The organism is Nonomuraea sp. SBT364, assembly GCF_001083785.1.
Taxonomy (GTDB): Bacteria; Actinomycetota; Actinomycetes; order Streptosporangiales; family Streptosporangiaceae; genus Nonomuraea.
In genome coordinates this window covers 1-21,558 of record NZ_LAVL01000117.1, presented here as the reverse complement: position 1 = coordinate 21,558, position 21,558 = coordinate 1, and the positions used below count along the sequence as shown (strand labels likewise).

Sequence of the window (21,558 nt, the reverse complement as noted above, 5' to 3'; positions counted from 1 at the left end):
GCGGCTCTGGTCCGTCGGAGCGGCAAGGCGGATCTGTCCGCCACGTCCCGCGATGGGCGAAATCTTCCAGTACGACGCACAATCGTGGAGTTTATCCGTTTTTTAGCGAATGATGGGGTAGTTGTTCCCTACGGCTACGTCAGCACCGCCTGCATGATCGTGCGGGCGATGGGCGCCGCCGGGCCTGGGCGTTCCAGGACCACGCCCACCGCCACCTCCGGCGCCCGGGCCGGCGCGAACGCCGTGAACAGGGCCGGGGCGCCCGGGCCCGCCGACTGGGCGGCCACCGAGATCCCCGGGACGGCCGCCGCCGCGCCCGGCCCGCCCGGCCGGGTGATCGCGGTCATCATCGCGCCGAGCTGCCCGGCCAGCTCGGGGGTCAGCGTCGTGCGGTACGGCGCGGGCGCCGCCCGGCTGATGACCGAGCCGTCCCGCAGCCGTACCTCCTCCACCAGGTACGGACGCATCAGCGTGCCGTGGTTGGCCACGGCCGCCGAGAGCATGGCGACCATGAGCGGAGTGACGCGCCCGCCCGGCGCACCGACGGCCGACAGGGCGGTCCGGGCCCGGTCGGCGTCGCCGTCGTAGGAGCTGGGCGCGACGGGCAGCGGGATCGTCAGGCCCGGGTCGTTGAAGCCGAACGCGTCCGCCTGGTCCCGCAGCGTGTCCTGGCCGAGTTGCAGGCCGATGCCGGCGAAGGCGGTGTCGCAGGAGATCCGGAAGGCGCGGGCGAGCGGCCGCCGGGCGGCCCGGCCGCACGGCCCGCCGTGCGCGTTGTCGACGTACTGGGTGGTGCCGGGCAGGCGCAGCCTGGCGGGGCCGGGCAGCTCGGTGGCCGGCCCGTACTCGCCGGTGGCCAGCGCGGCGGCGGCGGTGACCAGCTTGAACGCCGAGCCGGACGGGTAGGTCTCGGCTGTCGCCCGGTTCAGCAGCGGGCGGCCGGGCGCGCCGCGCAGCCGCTGCTCGGTGCGGGCCAGCGCGGCGGCGTCGAACGTGGCGTAGGCGTTCGGGTCGTACGACGGATAGCTGGCGAGGGCGAGGATGGCGCCGGTCGCCGGGTTGACGGCGACGGCGGCGCCGGGGCGGCCGGCCGTCCGCAGGCTCTGGTAGGCGGCCCACTGGGCGCGGTCGCTGATCGTCAGGCGGACGTCGGCGGCCTGCTCGGTGCCCACCCTGACCAGCGACTGCATCTTGACCTTGGCGTCGGTGCCCGACAGCGCCGCCTCCATCGCCCGCTCGGCACCGGTCGCCTGCCCGGCGGTGAGATGCCCGGTGACGGGGGCGAACATCTCGCCGTGCGGGTAGGAGCGGCGGTAGCGGTACGGCCCGCCGTCCGTCTCCCGGCTGGTCGCCACCACGGTGCCCTCGTAGCTGAGGATGGCGCCGCGCGGCTCGTCGAACCTGGCGATGCGGGCACGCTCGTTACGCGGGTCGGCGTTGAGCGATCTGGAGGAGAACGCCTGCACGAAGGTCAGGTGCGCCAGCAACGCGAACAACAGCCCCGCGCACAGCCTCGCCACGCGACGCAGCGTGCCGTTGATCCGTCTCGCCCTGGTCATGGATCCCGGTTTTAGCAACCGGAGATCCAAGGCAGGGCTAGAGGACGCTGCGGTAGTAGGAAATCTTGTCGCTGATGTAGCGCTTGCGCTCGGTGAGGTTGCCGATCTGGGCCTCGACGCGGCGATCGTGCTCTTCGAGGAGCGCGATGCGGTCGGCGATCGTGTGGTCGCCGGCGCGGACCAGCTCGGCGAAACGCAGCATCTGGGCGATCGGCATGCCGGTGTCGCGCAGGCAGCGGATGGTGCCGAGCCAGCCGACGTCCTCCTGGCTGAACCTGCGCTGCCCGGCCGCGTTGCGTTCGACCGGTTCGAGCAGGCCGATCTTCTCGTAGTAACGCAGCGTGTCGAGGGAGAAGCCGGTCTCCTCGACCACTTCGGCGGGGGTGTAGACGCTCACGGGTCCACAGCATCCCACCTGGAGCGTACTCCAGGTCAACCGTTTGACATGGAGTGCACTCCAGCTCACACAGTTCTGGCCATGGACATCGCACTCGGCACCATTCCGTTCGGCACCACCGTCAGCGAGAAGGACACCTTCGCCATCCTCGACAGGTTCCTCGACGCCGGGGGCCGCATGCTCGACACGGCCAACAACTACCCGTTCTGGGTGGAGGGCCGCACCGGGGACGAAAGCGAGCTGGCCATCGGCGCCTGGATGGCCGCACGGGGCAACCGCGACCAGGTGTTCCTCAGCACGAAGGTCGGCGCCCGGCCGACGGTCCCCGGGTCCGTCACGCTGGACTCGGCGGAGGGACTGTCGGCGGCCGCCGTCCGCTCCGGCATCGAGGGCAGCCTGCGCCGGCTCGGCACCGATCGCGTGGACCTCTACTGGGCGCACATCGAGGACCGGTCGGTACCTCTGGAGGAGACCCTCGGCGCGTTCGACGAGCTGGCCGGGCAGGGCAAGATCGGCAAGCTGGGCGCCAGCAACCTGCCGGCCTGGCGGCTGGAGCGGGCCAGGAACGTCTCGGCCGCGCACGGCTGGCTCCCCTACACGCACCTGCAGCTGCGTCACACCTACCTGCGGCCGCGCCCGTACACGCGCCCGGCCGAGGGCGGGCACCACCTGACGGGCGACGAGCACCTGGAGTACGCGCGCGAGGCCGGGGTGACGCTGTGGGCGTACAACACGCTGATGTTCGGCGCGTACACCCGCGAGGACCGGCCGATCCCGGAGATCTACGACCACCCGGGCACCACGCGGCGGCTGGCCGTGCTGCGCGAGGTGGCCGGCGAGCTGGGCGCGACGCCGAACCAGGTGGTGCTGGCCTGGCTGCTGGCCGACGGCCACGTGCCGATCGTCGGCGTGAGCACGATGGCGCAGCTGGAGGAGGCCATCGGCGCGGCCGACGTCAAGCTGGACGACGAGCTGCGCCGCCGTCTGGACGAGGCGAGCTGATCAGGCAGCTGATCAGGCAGCTGATCACGGCAGGTGGTCGGCCAGGTAGCGGCGGGCGAGCTGCTTGCACTCGGCGATCAGGTCGGGGTCGCCGTCGGGGTGCGCGCGGAAGGCCAGCTTGAGCACCGCGTCGGTGGCCTCGACGGCGACCAGCAGCGCCCGGTCCAGGCCGGGCCCCCGGGGCGCGTCGAGCAGGTCGACGGTGAGGGCGCGCAGGCGGTCGGCGACGATCGCGTTGTTCTCCAGCGCGGCGTCGAGCGTGTGGTTGGTGCCGTCGACGGCGGGCCCGCCAGGCGCGGTCAGCGCCTCGCCGAAGTCGACCACGCCGAACCCGGGCGTGGTGCGCTTCATCGCCACGAACTCGTCGATGGCCAGCTCGACCAGGTCGGTCCAGTGGGAGAGGTCGGCCTCCGCGATCCGCTCGGTCACCCGGCCCAGGAACGCCTCCAGGTTGCGCAGCGCCAGCGCTCGCACGAGCCCCTGCTTGTCGGGGAAGAACTGGTAGAAGGTGCCGATCGGGACCTCGGCGCGGCGGGCCACCTCCTTGGTCGTCACGGCGTCGTAGCCGACCTCGTCGAGCAGGTGCGCGCATTCGTCGAGCATCCGCTCCACGCGCTCCGCGCTGCGACGCTGGGCGGGGCGGCGGCGCAAGGTACTCGTCATGCCCCACATCCTGTCCCATTACCAGCAAGTAGAGGCTAACATGAGCCGCACTCGCGAAACTTGAGGAGCCTGGCATGTTCCTGTGGGGCACGGCGACAGCGGCGTACCAGATCGAGGGCGCGGCGGACGAGGACGGCCGGGGCGCGTCCATCTGGGACACCTTCTCCCACGAGCCGGGCCGCACCCGCGACGGGCACACCGGCGACGTGGCCTGCGACCATTACCACCGCTGGCCGGAGGACGTGGCGCTGCTGTCGGAGCTGGGCGTCGGCGCCTACCGCTTCTCCATCGCCTGGCCGCGCGTGCAGCCGCCGGGCGCGGGGCCGGTCAACCCCGAGGGCCTGGACTTCTACGAGCGCCTGGTGGACGCCCTGCTGGCGGCCGGGATCACGCCGGTGCCGACGCTGTTCCACTGGGATCTCCCGCAGGCGGCGCAGGACCGGGGCGGCTGGCTGAACCGCGACACCGCGCACCGCTTCGCCGAGTACGCGGCCCTGGTCGCCGGCCGGCTGGCCGACCGCGTGCCGATGTGGATCACGCTCAACGAGCCGTTCGTGCACATGGCGTACGGCCACGCGCTGGGGATCCACGCGCCGGGCCAGGCGCTGCTGCTGGACGCGCTGCCGGTGGCCCACCACCAGTTGCTGGCCCACGGGCTGGCCACGGCGGCGCTGCGCGCGGCGGGCGCGGAGCGGGTGCTGATCACCAACAACTGCACGCCCGTGTGGGCGGCCTCGGACGCCGAGGAGGACGTGGCCGCCGCCGAGGCGTACGACATCCTGCACAACCGCCTGTTCAACGACCCCGTCCTTTTGGGCACTTACCCCGATTTGTCGGCGTACGGGGTGAAAAATCTGGACTTCGTGCGCGATGGGGATCTCGCGACGATCGCCGAGCCGCTCGACGGGCTGGGCGTCAACTACTACAACCCCACCCGCATCGCCGCCCCCGTCGAGCCCGGCCTGCCGTTCACCGACGCCGGGGTCACCGGCTACCCGGCCACCGCGTTCGGCTGGCCCGTCGTCCCGGACGGCCTGCGCGAGCTCCTCACCGGCCTGCGCGACCGCTACGGCGACGCCCTGCCGCCGGTCTACGTCACCGAGAACGGCTGCTCCCAGCCTGACGCGCCCGGCCCCGACGGCACGGTGGACGACCAGGCCAGGATCGCCTATCTCGACCAGCACATCGCGGCCGTCGGCGCGGCCCGGCGCGAGGGCGTGGACGTACGCGGCTACTTCGTCTGGTCACTGCTGGACAACTTCGAATGGGCCGAGGGCTACCACCAGCGCTTCGGCCTGGTCCACGTCGACTTCCCCACCGGCCACCGCACCCCGAAAGCCTCGTACCACTGGCTGCGGAACTTCCTGGCGACGCTCTAGGTACGTTCCTCGCCTCGCCAGTCAGTGATCACCCGGCTCCGCGCTTCTTGCGGCGCCGCTCTTCGACCAGTTCGGCGTATTCCGTTGCGGAGGAGGCGAACTTCGCGATGCCCTTCGCCGGGTCGGTGTACACGTAGTAGAGCCAGGAGCCGGCGGCCGGCTTCAGCGCGGCCCTGATGGCGTCCTCCCCCGGGTTGCCGATGGGGCCGGGAGGAAGGCCTGGACGCCTGTAGGTGTTGTACGGCGACGGGTTCTTGAGGTCCTCCACGCGCGCGCCGACACCGTACTTGCCCAGGCCGTACCAGATTGTGCTGTCCAGTTGCAGGCGCATCTTCCGGTTCAGCCGGTTGTGAATGACCCGGGCGATCTTGGGCATGTCCTCCTTCCTGCCGGCCTCGGCCTGGACGATGCTGGCGATGGTCACGATCTCCAGCGGAGTTCCGCCCGCACGCTCGGCGCCCTCGACCAGGCCGGTGTTCTCGGCGGCCGCCCCGAACCGGGCCACCATCGCCCCGAGGATCTCACCCGGGCTCGCGGTGGGCTCGAACTCGTAGACGCCGGGGAAGGCGAACCCTTCGAGCCTCCCCCGGGCATAGGGCGGCAGGCCGAGCGCGGCGCCGTCCTTGGCGGCCCTCTCGAACTCCGCCACCGGCCTGCCCGTGAGCGACGACAGCGTCTCGCACAGTCGCGCGAGCCGCGTCCCTTCCGCCACGGTCACGCTGACGACCGGACGGCGCTCGAAGGTGAGGTGCGGGACGGCGTCCCGGTGCCCGGCGGCGTCGTCGGGGGCCCGCGAGGAGATCCCGTGCAGCATGACCGCGGAGCCGACCGTGATCGCGGCGACGGCCGACGCCGCCACCAGGGCCGGCGCCCGGCCACGGAGCCGGCGGCCGGGCGCCTGGAGAAACCGGCCGGGCGCGGGCGGGCGCTCCTCGTCGGCCATGTCGGAGAGCGTCTCGCGCAGCAGGTTCTCGATGTTCATCGAAGCTCCCTCACAGTGGTCAGTTCAGGCGCCGTCTTCTTCAGACGTTCCAGCGAGCGGTAGATCTGGCTGCGTACCGACCCCACCCTGACGCCGAGCACCCGGGCGATCTCCGTCTCGGAAAGATCCTCGAAGTAGCGCAGCACGAGCATGGTCCGCTGACGGGGCGTGAGCCGGGAGAGGGCCGCCCGCATCACCATGCGAAGATCCACGGCGTCGGCGTGCCCGTCGGCGGCCTGATCGGGCAGCCGGCCGGTGGACACCTCCGCGACGCGCGAACGCCGCCGCCACCAGCTCACCTGCTCGTGGTACATGGCCCGGCGCACGTATCCCTCGACGGCGGCCGGATCGCGCAGACCGCGCCACTTCGCGGCCGTCTTGGTCAGGGCCGACTGCACCAGATCCTCGGCGGCGTGCCGGTCGCCGGTCAGCAGGTACGCCGTACGGAACAACGCCCCCGACCGGTCTACGACGAACTGCCGGAAGTCCGCCTCAAATCCTGGATCCACCCGTCCTCCTCGCCACGTTCACAGGCAAGGACGCAGGCGGTACGCCGATCTATGCCGGCACCGCCGGGGATTTCGCGCGTCAGAACACCGACACGTGGACGTGGTCGTAGTGGTTGGCGGTGACGCCGCCACGGTTGGACATGGGGTCCCAGCCGCCGCCCGAGCGGATGTCGTAGTAGCGCTGCTTCCAGATGATGTACATGACGCCGAGCCGGGACCCGTTCTTGATCAGGTAATCGGCCAGCGCGTCGCCCCGGTCCGCCTCGCCTCCGGAAGCCATGCCGCGCGAGATCATGAAGTCGCAGGCCCGGCCCTTGCCGTGCTCCCCCGGGTCGCCGGGGCGCAGGCAGCCGACGCCGTACGGCATGGGGAAGTTCTGCATGACGTCGGCCCGCACGGAGATCATGCGCGGGGTGAGACCGTCGGCGCCGCCCGGCTGCTGGAAGCCGTACTTTGCCAGGAGCCGGTCGAGCTCGCGGCGCCTGCTCTGCAGGGTCTTGATCTCCTTCTGCATCTTCTTGATCTTGTCGTTGGCCGCGAGCTTCGCCTTCCGGGAGTCGGCGATGAGCTTCTCGACGTGGGCGACCTGGCCGGCGCGGACCTCGGCCATGAAGTTCATGTTGGCGGCATGGCCGAGCGTCTTGTACGGGTCGGTCTGGGTGGCGAAGAGCTGGGTGCCGTCGATCGGGCCGAGCATGTAGGTGGTCTGGGCGATGGCGGCCAGCCTGCCCTGCGCGTCGGCGAGCCGCCTCTGCAGGTTGCCGGAGGTGTCGACGGCCTTCTTGGCCTGGACCTTGATCTCTTCGAGGCTCTGGATGGAGCCGCGGTAGCGGTTGTTGAGCGCGGCCGCCTCCTTGGTCAGCTTGCGCAGCTGGGCGGGGGACGGATCAGCGGAAACCGGCTGCGGCGTGAGCAAGGCGGCAAGGACGACGGCGAACACGGCGAAGCGCCCGGTCTTCACGCCACGTCCTCCCCTCATAGACGGTCGGAACTATAGAAGATGATCTTCAACCCTGTCATCTGAACGATGGAACTCGTGCCCCATTGACGCCCAATGAGATGGTTTGTCCGATATAAGAGTCAGATAAAGATTGGGCCTTGCCGAGATCGCGAAGTCGGTTTGAGATGGCGATCGAACTCGTCTCTGCGAAGGGGCAGACCCGTGTCTCGATCACTCAAGCTCGTCTCGGCCGTCATCATCGGCTTAGCCACGTCCATGGTCGCCCTGGAAGCCCGGGCGGCCGTGGACCCGCTGCCGCCCGGCGACAGGATCGAGCTCTACCAGCTCGACAGCCCGCCCGGCACTGCCCAGACCCTCCGTGAGCAGGGCTTCGACGTCGTCCAGCAGGAGATCAAGGACGGCCGTGAGCACGTGGAGCTGACCGCCGCCCAGGCCGACCTGGCCGGACTCAGGAAGCTCGGGCTCAAGCCGGAACCGGTACGCAACTCCCAGGGCCAGACGCAGCTCGAAGCGGCCAGGACCCAGGCGGCCGGCGGGTACGACGTCTACCGGTCCTACTCCGAGCCCGGCGGCATCGCCGACCAGCTCAGGGCCATCGCGGACGCCAACAAGGACGTCGTGAAACTGCAGTCGATCGGCAAGACGATCCGCGGCCAGGACATCCTCGCGGCCAAGGTGAGCACGCTGGCCCGGCTGCTGCCCGACGGGATCAAGCCCGCCACGCTGTACTCCGCCACCCAGCACGCCCGCGAGTGGATCGCCACCGAGGTGGACATGCGGCTGCTCAAGCACGTGGTGGCGCACAAGAGGGAGCTGCGGGACCTGCTGAACAGGACCGAGCTGTGGTTCGTGCCGGTGGCCAACCCCGACGGCTACGACTTCACCTTCACCGAGGGCAACCGGCTGTGGCGCAAGAACCTGCGTGACGTGAACGGGGACGGGCAGATCACGCTGGGCGACGGCGTGGACCCGAACCGGAACTTCCCCACCAACTTCCACTACGACGAGGAGGGCTCCTCCTCCATCCCGAGCAGCGAGACCTACCGCGGCGCCGGCCCGGCCAGCGAGCCGGAGACCAGGGCCATGGACGGGCTGCTGCGGCGCGTCCGGTTCGAGACGCAGCTCAACTACCACTCCTACGGGCCGCTGCTGCTCTACCCGTCCGGTTTCCAGATCGCCACGGAGACGGCCGACAACCCGATCTACGAGGCGCTGACCGGCACCGACGACCGGCCCGCGGTCCCCGGCTTCGACCCGGACCTCGGCGCCGAGCTCTACACGACCAACGGCGACACCAACGACCACGCCCACCGGCAGTACGGCACGCTGTCGTGGACGCCGGAGCTGAACGAGGGCTGCGACGGCTGCGGCTTCGTCTTCCCCGACGACGAGGCGCTGGTGCAGGCCGAGTTCGAGCGCAACCTGCCGTTCGCGCTGGACGTGGCGAAGTCGGCCGTCAACCCGGCCGAGCCGGTCAGCCACCTGGGCAACAGGACGCCGGACTTCGTCGTCGACTCCTTCGCCACCAGCCACGGCCGTACCCAGGCCGTCCAGGTCAACGCCAAGCGCAAGCTCGGCCCGGTCCTCGTCAACTACCGGGTCAACGGCGGCCGTACGAAGATCGCGCTGACCCAGGAGTGGCGCGGCGGCGAACGGTACGGCGACGGCTACGACCGCTACTACCACCGGATGCGCGGCAAGATCACCGGCACCCGGCCCGGTGACTCGGTCGAGGTCTGGTTCACCGCGTTCGGCAAGAAGAGCGAGGCGTTCACGTACCGGGTGGCCGACGACATCGGCGGCGAGGTGCTGGTGCTGGCGGCCGAGGACGTGACGGGCATCAGCCCGGCGCAGGGCGTGACCGAGGCCAAGTACGCCGACGAGTACGCCAAGGCGCTCGACGAGGCCGGTCACAGCTCCGACGTGTACGACATGGACCGGCACGACCGCAGGGCGCCGCACCCGCTGGGCGTGCTGAGCCACTACGACGCGGTGGTCTGGGAGACCGGCGACGACATCATCCCGCGCAGCGCGGGCCAGGCGCCCGGCACCACCTCCAAGGCGGGCGTGGACGTCGAGCTGGCCGTGCGCGACTACCTGAACGAGGGCGGCAAGCTGCTGCACGCGGGCAAGTACCCGTCGTACGCGGCCAACGCCAACGGGTCCTACTACTACCAGCCCGACCAGCCGGCGCGGCCGGAGTGCGGCGAGCCGAGCGACCCGCCGTGCATCCCGGTGTTCAACGACTTCCAGCAGTACTGGCTGGGCGCGTACGTCTTCTTCGACAACGCGGGCAGCGACGCGGCCGGGCAGCCGTTCGCGCTGAACGGGGTCGGCGGCCGGTTCGAGGGCTTCTCCGGCGCGCTGGAGCCGGACGTGCACACCAACTCGTTCGTGGCCACCTCGGCGATCCTGCCGGCCGAGCAGTTCCCGCTGTTCGCCAGCTCGGCGCCGGTCAAGTGGGTGCGGCCCGGCGGCCCGTTCGACCCGCACACCGGCTCCTGGGACGTCTACAGCGGCATCGCCGACGTCTCCTGGAAGCGGCTGACCAGGACGGTCGACCTGACCGGCAGGAGCAGCGGCGAGCTGTCGTTCTGGACCTCCTACGACACCGAGTCCGCCTGGGACTTCCTGATGGTAGAGGCCAGGACGGCGGACGGTGACGACTGGACGACGCTGCCCGACGCCAACGGCCACACGACGCAGGCGACCGGCAGCAGCTGCCAGTCGGGGTGGAGCGATATCCACCCGCACATCCTGCGCTACCAGGGGCCGCAGTGCGAGTCCACCGGCACGTCGGGGGCCTGGAACGCGGCCTCCGGCAACTCGGGCGGCTGGCAGCAGTGGAAGATCGATCTGACCCCGTACGCGGGCAAGCGGGTCGAGCTGTCGATCTCGTACGTCAGCGACTGGGGCACCCAGGGCGCGGGCGTGTTCCTCGACGACGTGACGCTGACGCTGGACGGCGCGACGGCCGGGGAGACCTCGTTCGAGTCCGACCTGGGCGGCTGGACCGCCGCCGGGCCGCCCGAGGGCAGCGCGCCGTCGATCAACAACTGGTTCCGCACCGACCAGGTCTTCGAGGAAGGCGCGGGCATCGTCACGAAGGACACCGTCTACCTGGGGTTCGGCGCTGAGAGCGTGGTCGATCAGGCCACGCGCGCCGACCTGGTGAAGCGGTCGATGCAGCACCTGCTCACCGGCCGCCGCTGACCGCTTCGAGGGGCACGGCACACGGTGCCGTGCCCCTCTTGCGCGGCCGGACAGAACATGGTTCGGTCGAGGGATCACCACCGGTCAAGCAGGAGGCACACGACATGCGCCGGCACGACAAGCTGTTCATCGGGGGCGAATGGGTGGCCCCGGCGGGCACCGGGACGATCGACGTCATCTCCCCCCACACCGAGGAGGTCGTCGGCCAGGTCCCCGACGGCACGGCCGAGGACGTGAACCGGGCGGTCGCCGCCGCCCGCGAGGCGTTCGACCACGGGCCGTGGCCCCGCCTGAGTTTCGCCGAGCGGGCCGAGGCGATCGGCAGGCTGGCCGAGATCTACGCCGCCCGGCAGGGCGAGCTGGCCGAGCTCATCACCGAGGAGATGGGCTCGCCGATCACGTTCTCCAACCTCGCGCAGGCGCCGCAGCCGCTCGCCATGCTGCAGTACTACGCCGAGTACGGCCGCACCTTCGAGCAGGAGGAGCAGCGGCCCGGCCTGTTCGGCCCCGTCACGGTGCGCCGCGAGCCGGTGGGCGTGGTGGCGGCCGTGGTGCCGTGGAACGTCCCGCAGTTCGTCACCATGACCAAGGTCGCGCCCGCGCTGCTGGCCGGGTGCGCGATCGTGCTCAAGCCCGCCCCCGAGACCCCGCTGGACGCCTACCTGCTGGCCGAGATGGTCCAGGAGGCCGGCATCCCGGCGGGCGTGCTCAACATCGTGCCCGCCGGCCGCGAGGTCAGCGAGCACCTGGTCTCCCACCCGGGCGTGGACAAGGTGGCTTTCACCGGGTCCACCGCCGCGGGCCGCCGCATCGCCTCGATCTGCGGCGAGCAGCTCAAGCGCGTCAGCCTGGAACTGGGCGGCAAGTCGGCGGCCATCGTGCTGGACGACGCCGACCTGCCCTCGTCGATGGGCATGCTGGCGATAGCCTCGCTGATGAACAACGGCCAGGCGTGCGTGGCGCAGACCCGCATCCTGGCCTCGCGCAACCGCTACGACGAGGTCGTGGAGGCGGTGGCCGGCATGGTCACCTCGCAGGCCGTCGGCGACCCCGCCGACCCGGCCACCGGCATCGGCCCGCTGGTCGCCCAGCGGCAGCAGGAACGGGTCGAGGGCTACATCAGGATCGGCATGGAGGAAGGCGCCAAGGTCGTCGTCGGCGGCCTGGACCGGCCCTACGACCGCGGCTGGTACGTGGCGCCGACCGTCTTCGCCGGCGTCTCCAACGACATGCGGATCGCCCGCGAGGAGATCTTCGGCCCGGTGCTGGCGGTGATCCCGTACGAGGACGAGGCCGACGCCATCCGGATCGCCAACGACAGCGACTACGGCCTGGCCGGGACGGTCTGGACGGCCGACGCCGACCACGGCATGGACGTGGCCCGCCAGGTCCGCACCGGGACGTACGGCGTGAACTGCTACATGATCGAGTCGAACGTGCCGTTCGGCGGCTACAAGGCCAGCGGCGTGGGCCGCGAGCTCGGCCCCGAGGGGCTGTCCGGCTACCTGGAGCACAAGACGATCGCCCGCCTCGGCTGACAGGCGGATGGTGGCCCAGCGAGCCCCCGCAACGCTGGGCCACCATCCGGCTACAAGAAGTATGTCCCAGTCCACCGCTGAGGGCGGTTTCCTTCCCCAGGGACTTTCTCCCGGCGGTTTCTTACCTTCCGCCCTAGGTAGACGCTTATTACTCAGGAAAAGTTGGAAGAGATCCATTTTCCGATGCGACGGATGAGTTCCGGGGTCGCCGCGGCCTCCGCGTGGCCGTATCCGGGCTCGATCCAGAGCTCCTTCGGCTCCCGGGCGCCGCCGAAGAGCTGGTGCGCGTGGTCGAGCGGGAAGAACGCGTCGGAGTCCCCGTGCACGACCAGGAGCGGTACGGGCGAGATCAGCGCCGCGGCCTCGTGCGGCGGCATCGGCAGCGGGTCCCACCGGCCGCTCGCGATCCTGGTCCGCTTGGCCATCCGCGCCGCCCACCGGCCGGCCGGCCGCTCGATGGCCCAGTGCACCTGGCGCATCGGGCGGGTGCCTCGGTAGTACCAGCGGGCCGGGCCGCTCACGGCCACGACCGCGTCCACGTCGCCCCGGAGCCCGGCGTGCCGCACGGCCACGGCCGCGCCCATGGAGAACCCGACCACGGCGATCCGCCGGTAGCCGATCACCCTCGCGTGCCGCACGGCGGCGTCCACGTCGAGGATCTCCTGGTCCCCCACCGTGCTCAGCCCGCCGGACCGCCCGTGCCCCCGGAAGTCGAAGGCCACCACCCCGCCGAACCCGCTCAGCACGTGCACGATGCGGCGCGCCGGCCGCTCCCGCCACGACCCGGTGAACCCGTGCGCCACCACGATCCCGACCTCCCGGCCGGTGGGCCCGGTGGGCCGGGTGGGCGCGGTGTGCGCGGCGTCGATCCTGATCCCGTCCTCGGTCCGGAGCATGACGGGGAATTGGGGCGCGAAAGGCATGTTCCGAGCTTAGGACGGGCCGTCGCGCAGGTCGGCGACGCCCAGCACGATCCGGACCCGGGACTCGTCCGCCGCCTCCCTGGCAGCGCACAAGTCGGTGATCATGACCCGGGCGCGGCTGGCCCGGATCCGGTCACGCAGCACGCCGGGATCGAGGTCTGGCGACACCGGGCAGGCGACCCCGCCCGCGGCGATCACCGCGTCGGCGGCCACCAGCAGGTCGGGCCCCACCGGCAGGCAGACGAGCACCGTGTCGCCCGCGCACACCCCGCGCCGCCGCAGCAGGACGGCGGCCGCCGCCGACCTCTCGTCGAGCTGCCGCTCGGTGATGGCCAGGCCGGTGCCCGGATCCACCATGACGATGCGCTCCATAAAGGCCCACGCTAGGGAGGCCGCCGCCCCGGATGCATGGGGCGGAATATGCAGATCCCTATGCAGAAGTTCGCTCGGCGGCCCATACGGCGATCTGCGCGCGCGAGGTGTAGCCCAGCTTCTCCATGATGTTGGCGATGTGCCGCGCCACCGTCGCCGGGCTGATCACCAGTTCCTCGGCGATCGCCCGGTTGGACAGCCCGCCGGTGAGCAGCGTGGCGATCTCCCGCTCGCGGGCGGTCAGCGGCGAGTGCGCGGCGGGGACGGGGACGGCCGGCTCGGCCGCGGGGAGCCGCTCCCCCTCCAGGACGTGCCGGGCGGCGTCGTCGGGGCTCATGCGGCCGCCCCGGGCCCACAGCGCGGTGGTGCGGCCCTCGCCGAGCTTGGCGCGGGCACGGGCGCGCAGCTCCTCGATCCGGGTCGCGCCCGAGCGCTGGCCGATCGACTCGCGCAGCGCGGCGGCGGCGGCCGCGGCCAGCACCGCGCCCTCCAGGTCGCCCTCGTTCTCGGCCAGCACCGACAGCCCGACCAGGCACCGGGCCACGCCCTGGCGCTGCCCGGCGCGCCTGCTCAGCTCCAGGCTGGCGGCCAGCCGCTCCCGGGCCGTCGCGAACTCGTACAGCAGCGCCGCCACCCGCCCGATCCTGGCCAGCACGCGCGCCAGCTCGACGGCGCCGGCGAGCTCGCGCAGCCAGGGCACGGCCAGCTCGTAGTGGGCCATGGCGGTCACCAGGTCGCCGCGCGCCTCGGCCAGCTCGGCGAGCTGGGTGGCGGCGCGGGCCATCATCCACCGGTGCCCGTGCTCGCGGGCCCTGGCCAGCGCCTCCTCGCCGTGCCGCTGGGCCTCGCGCAGCCGGCCGCGGACCAGCGCCACCGCCGACAGGCCCGCCAGCCCGGCCGCCTGGTTCCACGTGTCACCGGTCGCCGTGGCCAGCGCCAGGCCCCGCTCGGCGTGGTACGCGGCCTCGCCGGCGCGGCCCATGCGCAGCAGGACCATGACGAGCAGGCTGTGCATGACGCACCGCTGGAAGTCGTCCCCCAGGCCCTCCAGGCTGCGCAGGGCGTACTCCAGCGAACGGCCCAGCTCGTCCCTGGCCTCCAGGCCGTAGGCGAGGAAGCCGTCGGCCTGGGCGACGCGCTCCGGCATCACGCCGGTCAGGTCGCGGGCGACCAGGCGCTCGATCCAGCCGACGATCTCCGTCGGGTTGCCGCTGACCGGCAGCAGCCCGGTGCTGGTCGAGCAGAGCCGCAGGCCCCGGGTGACGTCGCCGGACTCGGCCGCCCAGCCGAGCGCGGCCCGCTGGTCGTCGAGCAGGCCGCGGCTCCTGGTCAGCGCCTCCAGCCGGCGCCGCCAGGGCAGGGCGGGCTCGACCAGCTCGGTGGCGAAGTAGCGCTCCTGCAGCTCGCACAGCACGCTCAGGTGGCGTTCGCGCAGCGCGTCGCGCTCACCGGCCTCGCGCAGCCGCTCGGCCGCGTAGTGCCGGATGGTGTCGAGCAGGCGGTAGTGCCGGCGTTCCTCGTCGCAGAGCACCAGCGACTTGTCGACCAGCGCGCCCAGCAGATCGACCAGCTCCGCCCCGGCGATGGGCGGTCCGGTGCACACCTGTTCGGCCAGGTCGAGGTCGAACGGCCCGGCGAACACCGACAGCCTGCGCAGCAGCACCTGCTCCCGGTCCGACAGCAGGCCGTAGCTCCACTCGACGGCCGCCAGCAGCGTGCGCTGCCTGGCCGGGGCGGTGCGTTCGCCGGTGGTGAGGAGCGAGAACCGGTCGTGGACGCGGTCGGCGATCTGGCCGGGGCTGAGCAGGCTGGTGCGGGCCGCGGCGAGCTCCAGCGCCAGCGGCAGCCCGTCGAGCGCCCGGCACAGCCGTACGACGTCGGGAAGGGCGCCCGCGCCCAGCCGGGTGCCGGCGGCGGCGGCGCGATCCATGAAGAGCCGCACGGACTCCGCTCCGTCGTCCTCGCCCCGGGGCAGGTCGAGCGGCGGCACCCGCCAGACCAGCTCGCCGGCGATGCGCAGCGGCTCGCGGCTGGTGGCCAGGATGGCCAGCGCGCCGCAGGAGGCCAGCAGCGCGGCCGCCACCTGGGCGCACTCGTCGATCAGGTGCTCACAGTTGTCCAGGACGAGCAGGCAGGACCCGTCACGCAGCCGGGCCGCGACGGTGCCGAACAGCGGCCGGCCGCGCTCCTCCCGCACCCCCAGCACCCGGGCGATCTCCTGCACGACCAGCTCGGGCCGGTCGATCCTGGCCAGCTCGACCAGCCACACGCCCTCCGGGCGGGCGGGCGCGCTCCGGGCGGCCACCCGCAGCGCCAGCCGCGTCTTGCCGATGCCGCCGACGCCGCACAACGTCACCAGCCGGGTGCCGCCGAGCAGCCGGCACAGCTCGCCGACGTCGCGTTCGCGGCCGACGAAGCTGTTGGGCTCCGCCGGAAGGTTGTGCCGGGGGGCAGCTCGCATGTGGTCACCCTGCGTCGCGGAAGGATCACACTCTCCCACAGTGTCGCACTTTCTACGGGATGAGCGAGCTGACGACCGCCCTTTCGTCCACCACCCGCAGCGCCGGGTCACCCAGCAGGCGCTTGGCCAGGTCGTACGGGGCCACCGCGAGCGTGGCGCGGCGCTCCTGGGCCAGCACCCGGCAGCCCACCAGCGTCGGCTCGTGCGCGACCACGACGTGCGCGCCCGCCATGAGCGCCAGGTCGAGCAGCCGCAGCCCCTTGAACGCGTCGCTGACGGCGGCCAGCACCACGTCGTCCCCGCCCACGGCCAGCCGGGTGACGAGCCCGCGCAGGTCGCCGGCCAGCTCGTCGTGGTCGAAGACCCGGCCGGCCAGGGCCAGCGCCGGACCGGCCAGCGGCCCGAACTCCAGCGCGCCGTGCCCCAGCAACTCGCCGAACGGCGGCGCGCCCGGCTCGGACCTGACGGCGAAGACCCGCTTCACGCCTTCCGCGGACGCGTCGTACGGGCTCTGACCGATCATCAGGCGGGCGTCGGCGCCGGGGCCGAGCGCGGCGACGCCGCCCGCCCACGCGACGCCGTGGACGGCGACGGGCAGCGCGGCGCCGACCGGCAGGCGCACCAGCACCCGCTCGCCGCGCCGCAGGCCGTGGCGGTGCAGACCGGCCGCCACCTGCTTGACCCGGCGCGTGAAGGCGGAGTAGGACAGCACCTCGCCGGTGCGCACGTCGCTGACGGCCGGCCGGTCACCCCGCCTCGGCGCCGCCCTCATCACCAGCTCAGACCAGGTCATGCGGCCAATGTAGGGACCAGGGCCGCCTGCGCCATGCGCACAAATGTGCAACACCATATGTATGTCGCCGCATCACCATGTGTACGCCCGGCCGTCAGGTGGTCCTGCTCTTGCCATCTGGGGGGATCAACTAGACTTATGGCGTCGCGACATCGCGCGGCCGCCTCCACGAACACAGAGCGAGACCTCATCATGCCTTTGAACAGCCGCGACGACCTGCGGAACATCGCGATCATCGCGCACGTCGACCATGGCAAGACCACGCTCGTCGACGCCATGCTCTGGCAGTCCGGGGCATTCCGCGCGAACCAGGATGTCGATGACCGCGTCATGGACTCCAACGACCTCGAACGCGAGAAGGGCATCACCATTCTCGCGAAGAACACCGCCGTCCAGCACGGCGGCATGACCATCAACATCATCGACACCCCCGGCCACGCCGACTTCGGCGGCGAGGTCGAGCGCGGCCTGTCGATGGTCGACGGTGTGGTGCTGCTGGTCGACGCCTCCGAGGGGCCGCTGCCGCAGACCCGCTTCGTGCTGCGCAAGGCGCTGTCGGCCAAGATGCCGGTCATCCTGTGCATCAACAAGGTCGACCGGCCCGACGCGCGCATCAAGGAGGTCGTGGACGAGGTCTACGAGCTCTTCATGGACCTCGACGCGACCGAGGACCAGATCGACTTCCCGATCGTGTACGCCTCCGCAAAGGCGGGGCGGGCGTCCCTGGCGCGTCCGGAAGACGGCGGCATGCCCGACTCCGAGGACCTGGAGCCGCTGTTCGACATCATCAAGTCGACGATCCCGGCGCCCACCTACGACCCGGGCGCGCCGCTGCAGGCGCACGTCACCAACCTCGACGCCTCCTCCTACCTGGGCCGGATCGCGCTGTGCCGGATCCACCAGGGCGTGATGCGCAAGGGTCAGCAGGTGGCCTGGTGCCGGATCGACGGCTCGATCCAGCGGGTCAAGATCACCGAGCTGCTCATGACCGAGGCGCTGGAGCGCAAGCCCGCCGAGGAGGCCGGGCCCGGCGACATCATCGCCATCGCGGGCATCCCGGAGATCATGATCGGCGAGACGCTGGCCGACCCCGAGGACCCGCGCCCGCTGCCGCTCATCACCGTCGACGAGCCGGCCATCTCGATGACCATCGGCACCAACACCTCGCCGCTCGTCGGCAAGGTCAAGGGCTCGAAGGTCACCGCCCGCATGGTCAAGGACCGTCTGGAGAAGGAGCTCGTCGGCAACGTCTCGCTGCGCGTGCTGCCCACCGAGCGGCCCGACGCCTGGGAGGTGCAGGGCCGTGGTGAGCTGGCGCTGGCCATCCTGGTCGAGCAGATGCGCCGCGAGGGCTACGAGCTGACCGTCGGCAAGCCGCAGGTCGTCACCAAGCTCGTCGACGGCAAGGTGCACGAGCCCGTCGAGCGGCTGACCGTCGACTGCCCGGAGGAATACCTGGGCGCGGTCACCCAGCTGCTGGCCGTGCGCAAGGGCCGCATGGAGCACATGACCAACCACGGCACCGGCTGGATCCGGATGGAGTTCGTGGTGCCGGCGCGCGGCCTGATCGGCTTCCGCACCGAGTTCCTGACCGAGACGCGCGGCACCGGCCTGGTGCACCACGTGTTCGACTCGTACGAGCCGTGGTTCGGCGAGCTGCGCACCCGCAACAACGGCTCGCTGGTGGCCGACCGGTCCGGCCCCGTCACCGCGTTCGCCATGCTCAACCTCCAGGAGCGGGGCACGCTGTTCGTGTCGCCGACCACCGAGGTCTACGAAGGCATGATCGTCGGCGAGAACTCGCGGTCCGACGACATGGACGTCAACATCACCAAGGAGAAGAAGCTCACCAACATGCGCTCCTCCACCAGTGAGGAGACGGAGAAGGTGATTCCGCCGCGCAACCTGTCGCTGGAGCAGGCTCTGGAGTTCATCCGCGAGGACGAGTGCGTGGAGATCACCCCCGACGCGGTGCGCATTCGCAAGGTGGTGCTCGACGGCGCCACCCGTGGCCGCACCGCCGCGCGTGCCAAGCGGGCTTGACTCCACCTTTGACTGCGGCCATTGACTGAGCCCCGGACATGCGGAAACTTCGATTTCCCCATCAAATCTCTCTAGCTAACCGCACGGGTTGACTAGAGAAATGGGGAAACCGAAGGGTTTTACGCCGGATAAAAGGTGGCCTTTGTCAAGACCGGAGCAGCTGTAACCACACCGTTACCGTATGAGATAGAACATCCGGCCAACCGCGTGAATCATCCAAACTGTGGAGAGGATCCGGGCGGTCATCGCGTTCGGGCTGGCCGCGATTTCGGTCGGGGCCGTTGCCTGGTGCACGCTGGCGGCCGGCCCCGTCGCGGCGGTCGACCCGCCGCCCACCGCGGCGGCGACCGATCCGTGGGATCTGTCGGGCACCCAGCCCGCCGTGGAGCGCGGCCGACAGGCCACCACCGAGGTCGTCCTGACCAGAGCCGGCCCCGCCGACCTCGACCCGGTGCCCGAAGGACGGCTGGACGAGCGCCGTCGGCAGGTCAAGGTGATGATCACGCACCGGCTCCGGATGGCCGAGTCCGACACGCTCGCCGAGACCATGCGCCGGGGCGACGGCTTCCCTCAGGACATGCAGCGCTTCACCGACGACGGGTTCGGCGCGATCAAGGTGACCGGCACCGCGCTGGCCCCTGCCCGCCGCCTCGCACCGGTGCTCACGACCGCCGGCGGCCGGACCACCGTCCAGTTCACCGTCACCCTGCTACGCCAGGTGGAGCCCGGTGAGCTGGTGCGGGTCGACTTCAACGCGCCCACCGCCCGGCCGCTGCTGATCGTGTACCGGAAGGTCACGGTGCTGCCCGGCGAGTGGACCGTGCTGCGCGCCGTGTCGATCAGGCCCGACCGGGAGGAGCCGGAGCGGCTGGAGTTCACCGTCGGCCTCTACCCGGTGAGCCTGACGCTCGCCCAGGACTCCTTCGGCTTCCCCGACGTGCCCGAGGAGGACGACTTCTCCTGGGAAACCGCGCTCGGCGTGCTCACCGCCCTCGTGCTCGCCGGCCTGCTCCTGCGGGCGCTCGGTCCCGGCTGGTGGCAGCGGCCGCCCAACAGCGAGCTCGTCGCCGGGCTCGCGCTCTGCGCTCCCCTGCTGCTCGTGCCCATGGTTGCCGAAGGCTGGACGGTGCCGGCCTACGTGATCCTCTTCGGCGTGGTGCCCGCCCTCGCAGTACGCCACGCCAGCCGCATCCTGCCCACCAGCCCGCGGTGGACGTCGCGCGACGTGCTCGGCGCGACCGGCGTGGGCGTGCTCGTCGCCGTCGGCATGCTCACCTGGTCCTACCTGTACGGCCAGCTCCCCGGCCACACGCTGCTGGCCGGAGGCACGGCCGCGGCGGTCGCGGCAGCGGGGTCGGCGGTGGCGTTCAGCGTCGACCTCGGCGTACGCATCGTCATCGTCCGGCTCGCGGCGCTGGCGGCCGGGGCCGCGATCGGGCTGCTGGCGCTGGCCCTGTGGGTCAAGGCGATGCTGACCGGCGCCTACCCGCCCGACAGCGTCCGGCTGGTGCTGGCGTTCGGCTGGGCGCTCATCCCCGTCGCCGCCGTCGCGGTCGCCACCAAACGCTGGACCCGGGGCGCCGTCGTCGTCGCCGTCGTCGTCAGCCTGCTCGTCCAGGGCTGGCCGACCGAATGGCTGGACGCCGGATCGTGGAGCCGCGCGGTGCCCGGCCAGGAGGTGCCCAGCATCGGCGACCTCCAGCTCACCCCGCTCGTGCGCGGCGTCATGGGGCTGCTCCTGCTCGGCTTCCTGCTGCTGGTGCTCCGGCTCAGGCGGCTCGGCGCGACGCTGGACGGCGCCTCCTCCTACACGGCGCAGGCGACGGTCGTCATCTGCCTCATGGTCGTCTACCTGACGCCCCGGGGCAGCGCCACCATCGCCGACGTCAACGTGCCGCTGCCCATGCTCTCCATCACCTCGCTCATCGCCTGGGTGACCGCCCGCTGGCTGCTCGACCGGCCCCACCCGTCCATCGTCGAACCCGCCGACCAGGCCGGGCACCGCCACCTGATCCGCACCGCGCTGCACCGGCGGCTGCTGCTGATCGCCGAGCAGGAGCTCTACCGCATCGGCCGGGGCAAGATCGGCAACGGCGACCTGTCCATGGACGCCTTCGACAAGCAGCGGCGCGACCTGGAGTCCGCGCTCCACCGGCACGGCGGCCACCCCGAGACCGCCTTCGCCACCGCCGCCGGTTGCAGCCCCTGGCACAACGGGGTGCACGCCTTCATCGTCAGCCTCCTGCTCAGCCTGCCGTTCCTGTTCGTGTACGGGCTGCCGACCGGGCTCGACCTGAGCAGCTTCGTCTTCGAGGCCCGCTCGCTGATCGCGCTGCCGGCCTACGGGTTCGTGTTCGGCTACTTCTACTCGCGGGTCCGCGGCACCCAGCCGATGACCAAGGCCCTGCACCTCATGGCCGCCGCCCTGGTCACCGAGCTGTCCGGCTACCTGTCGGCCCTCGTCGAGCCGGACATCGGGCCTGACGCCAAGCTCCAGGTCGTGGCCATCGTCGTGGGCGAGGTGGCGCTGGTGTGCATCGGGCTCGGGCTCTACTGGGAGTGGCGCCTCATGCACCTGGCCGGGGAGCCGTGGGGGCGCGTGCGCAACGTCCGCAGCCTGCGCAGCCTGGCGACGCCGCTGCTCGCCATCGTCATCGCCGCCGTCACCACGGCCGCCACCTCCGCCGCCGGCCAGACGGTCGACCGCATCCTCCGCGGCGACCAGCAAACCTCCCAACCCCCCTGACCCCGCACCCCCAGCAC

At 71.6% G+C, this 21,558-nt stretch carries 16 protein-coding genes; 6 read left to right on the top strand and 10 right to left on the bottom strand.

Annotated features, from left to right (window positions below; all coding sequences use genetic code 11):
- Positions 1-134: 134 nt before the first annotated feature.
- The gene (locus tag ADY59_RS34480; protein ID WP_231619031.1) at positions 135-1,559 is read right to left on the bottom strand and encodes a penicillin-binding transpeptidase domain-containing protein; all 1,425 of its coding nucleotides are present in this window, start codon (positions 1,557-1,559) and stop codon (positions 135-137) included.
- A gap of 37 nt (positions 1,560-1,596) precedes the next feature.
- A complete protein-coding gene (locus ADY59_RS34475; protein WP_049571352.1) occupies positions 1,597-1,956 on the bottom strand; it encodes a MerR family transcriptional regulator in 360 nt (119 codons plus the stop codon).
- 81 nt (positions 1,957-2,037) lie between these two features.
- Between ADY59_RS34475 and ADY59_RS34470 the strand changes: the two genes are divergently transcribed.
- Positions 2,038-2,958: an aldo/keto reductase gene (locus tag ADY59_RS34470; protein ID WP_082310624.1), complete on the top strand. Its 921-nt coding sequence runs from the start codon at positions 2,038-2,040 to the stop codon at positions 2,956-2,958.
- Positions 2,959-2,982: 24 nt separating this feature from the next.
- Here the strand turns inward: ADY59_RS34470 and ADY59_RS34465 are convergent, their stop codons facing one another.
- Positions 2,983-3,621: a TetR family transcriptional regulator gene (locus ADY59_RS34465; RefSeq protein ID WP_049571345.1), complete on the bottom strand. Its 639-nt coding sequence runs from the start codon at positions 3,619-3,621 to the stop codon at positions 2,983-2,985.
- A 74-nt stretch (positions 3,622-3,695) separates the two neighbouring features.
- Here ADY59_RS34465 and ADY59_RS34460 point away from each other — a divergent pair, with 74 nt between their 5' ends.
- Positions 3,696-5,000, top strand: coding sequence for a GH1 family beta-glucosidase (locus tag ADY59_RS34460; RefSeq protein ID WP_049571342.1), 1,305 nt, complete (start codon positions 3,696-3,698; stop codon positions 4,998-5,000).
- Positions 5,001-5,028: 28 nt separating this feature from the next.
- On the opposite strand, the gene mltG is transcribed toward ADY59_RS34460, so the two are convergent.
- The 3 genes from mltG to ADY59_RS34445 all read right to left on the bottom strand — a co-directional run bounded on the left by mltG (position 5,029) and on the right by ADY59_RS34445 (position 7,452).
- Positions 5,029-5,982: an endolytic transglycosylase MltG gene (gene mltG / locus ADY59_RS34455; RefSeq protein ID WP_053175427.1), complete on the bottom strand. Its 954-nt coding sequence runs from the start codon at positions 5,980-5,982 to the stop codon at positions 5,029-5,031.
- Positions 5,979-6,491 (bottom strand): SigE family RNA polymerase sigma factor, encoded by a 513-nt coding sequence (locus ADY59_RS34450; protein WP_049571339.1) that lies wholly within the window; start codon positions 6,489-6,491, stop codon positions 5,979-5,981. Before ADY59_RS34450 ends, mltG begins: the two co-directional genes overlap by 4 nt.
- A 79-nt stretch (positions 6,492-6,570) precedes the next feature.
- Positions 6,571-7,452, bottom strand: a complete 882-nt coding sequence (locus tag ADY59_RS34445; RefSeq protein ID WP_082310623.1) for a DUF4200 domain-containing protein — start codon at positions 7,450-7,452, stop codon at positions 6,571-6,573.
- Positions 7,453-7,653: 201 nt separating this feature from the next.
- Here ADY59_RS34445 and ADY59_RS34440 point away from each other — a divergent pair, with 201 nt between their 5' ends.
- Together ADY59_RS34440 and ADY59_RS34435 are read left to right on the top strand one after the other, a co-directional pair.
- Complete coding sequence (locus ADY59_RS34440) at positions 7,654-10,665, top strand: M14 family metallopeptidase (protein WP_231619030.1); 3,012 nt, start codon at positions 7,654-7,656, stop codon at positions 10,663-10,665.
- Positions 10,666-10,769: 104 nt separating this feature from the next.
- Positions 10,770-12,203: an aldehyde dehydrogenase gene (locus ADY59_RS34435; protein ID WP_049571330.1), complete on the top strand. Its 1,434-nt coding sequence runs from the start codon at positions 10,770-10,772 to the stop codon at positions 12,201-12,203.
- 152 nt (positions 12,204-12,355) lie between these two features.
- On the opposite strand, the gene ADY59_RS34430 is transcribed toward ADY59_RS34435, so the two are convergent.
- The 4 genes from ADY59_RS34430 to ADY59_RS34415 are packed head-to-tail and all read right to left on the bottom strand — an operon-like array spanning position 12,356 to position 16,752.
- Positions 12,356-13,126, bottom strand: coding sequence for an alpha/beta hydrolase (locus ADY59_RS34430; protein ID WP_231619029.1), 771 nt, complete (start codon positions 13,124-13,126; stop codon positions 12,356-12,358).
- 9 nt (positions 13,127-13,135) lie between these two features.
- Entirely contained in the window at positions 13,136-13,498 is a 363-nt protein-coding gene (locus ADY59_RS34425; protein WP_082310622.1) for an AMP-binding protein, read from the bottom strand.
- Between the two features lie 58 nt (positions 13,499-13,556).
- The gene (locus ADY59_RS34420; RefSeq protein WP_049571320.1) at positions 13,557-15,959 is read right to left on the bottom strand and encodes a LuxR C-terminal-related transcriptional regulator; all 2,403 of its coding nucleotides are present in this window, start codon (positions 15,957-15,959) and stop codon (positions 13,557-13,559) included.
- 52 nt (positions 15,960-16,011) lie between these two features.
- Entirely contained in the window at positions 16,012-16,752 is a 741-nt protein-coding gene (locus ADY59_RS34415) for an AMP-binding protein (protein WP_197093993.1), read from the bottom strand.
- Between the two features lie 192 nt (positions 16,753-16,944).
- Between ADY59_RS34415 and typA the strand changes: the two genes are divergently transcribed.
- Positions 16,945-18,795, top strand: coding sequence for a translational GTPase TypA (gene typA, locus ADY59_RS34410; protein ID WP_049571314.1), 1,851 nt, complete (start codon positions 16,945-16,947; stop codon positions 18,793-18,795).
- Positions 18,796-19,018: 223 nt separating this feature from the next.
- Positions 19,019-21,541 (top strand): hypothetical protein, encoded by a 2,523-nt coding sequence (locus tag ADY59_RS34405; RefSeq protein ID WP_049571311.1) that lies wholly within the window; start codon positions 19,019-19,021, stop codon positions 21,539-21,541.
- The last annotated feature ends 17 nt before the right edge of the window (positions 21,542-21,558 follow it).

Excerpts from the sequence above, each read along its gene's own strand:
- ADY59_RS34435 (WP_049571330.1), top strand. The coding sequence starts at position 10,770 with ATGCGCCGGCACGACAAGCTGTTCATCGGGGGCGAATGGGTGGCCCCG.
- typA (WP_049571314.1), top strand. The coding sequence starts at position 16,945 with ATGCCTTTGAACAGCCGCGACGACCTGCGGAACATCGCGATCATCGCG.
- ADY59_RS34480 (WP_231619031.1), bottom strand. The coding sequence starts at position 1,559 with ATGACCAGGGCGAGACGGATCAACGGCACGCTGCGTCGCGTGGCGAGG.
- ADY59_RS34470 (WP_082310624.1), top strand. The coding sequence starts at position 2,038 with ATGGACATCGCACTCGGCACCATTCCGTTCGGCACCACCGTCAGCGAG.
- ADY59_RS34420 (WP_049571320.1), bottom strand. The coding sequence starts at position 15,959 with ATGCGAGCTGCCCCCCGGCACAACCTTCCGGCGGAGCCCAACAGCTTC.
- ADY59_RS34425 (WP_082310622.1), bottom strand. The coding sequence starts at position 13,498 with ATGGAGCGCATCGTCATGGTGGATCCGGGCACCGGCCTGGCCATCACC.
- mltG (WP_053175427.1), bottom strand. The coding sequence starts at position 5,982 with ATGAACATCGAGAACCTGCTGCGCGAGACGCTCTCCGACATGGCCGAC.
- ADY59_RS34415 (WP_197093993.1), bottom strand. The coding sequence starts at position 16,752 with ATGACCTGGTCTGAGCTGGTGATGAGGGCGGCGCCGAGGCGGGGTGAC.
- ADY59_RS34465 (WP_049571345.1), bottom strand. The coding sequence starts at position 3,621 with ATGACGAGTACCTTGCGCCGCCGCCCCGCCCAGCGTCGCAGCGCGGAG.
- ADY59_RS34430 (WP_231619029.1), bottom strand. The coding sequence starts at position 13,126 with ATGCCTTTCGCGCCCCAATTCCCCGTCATGCTCCGGACCGAGGACGGG.
- ADY59_RS34460 (WP_049571342.1), top strand. The coding sequence starts at position 3,696 with ATGTTCCTGTGGGGCACGGCGACAGCGGCGTACCAGATCGAGGGCGCG.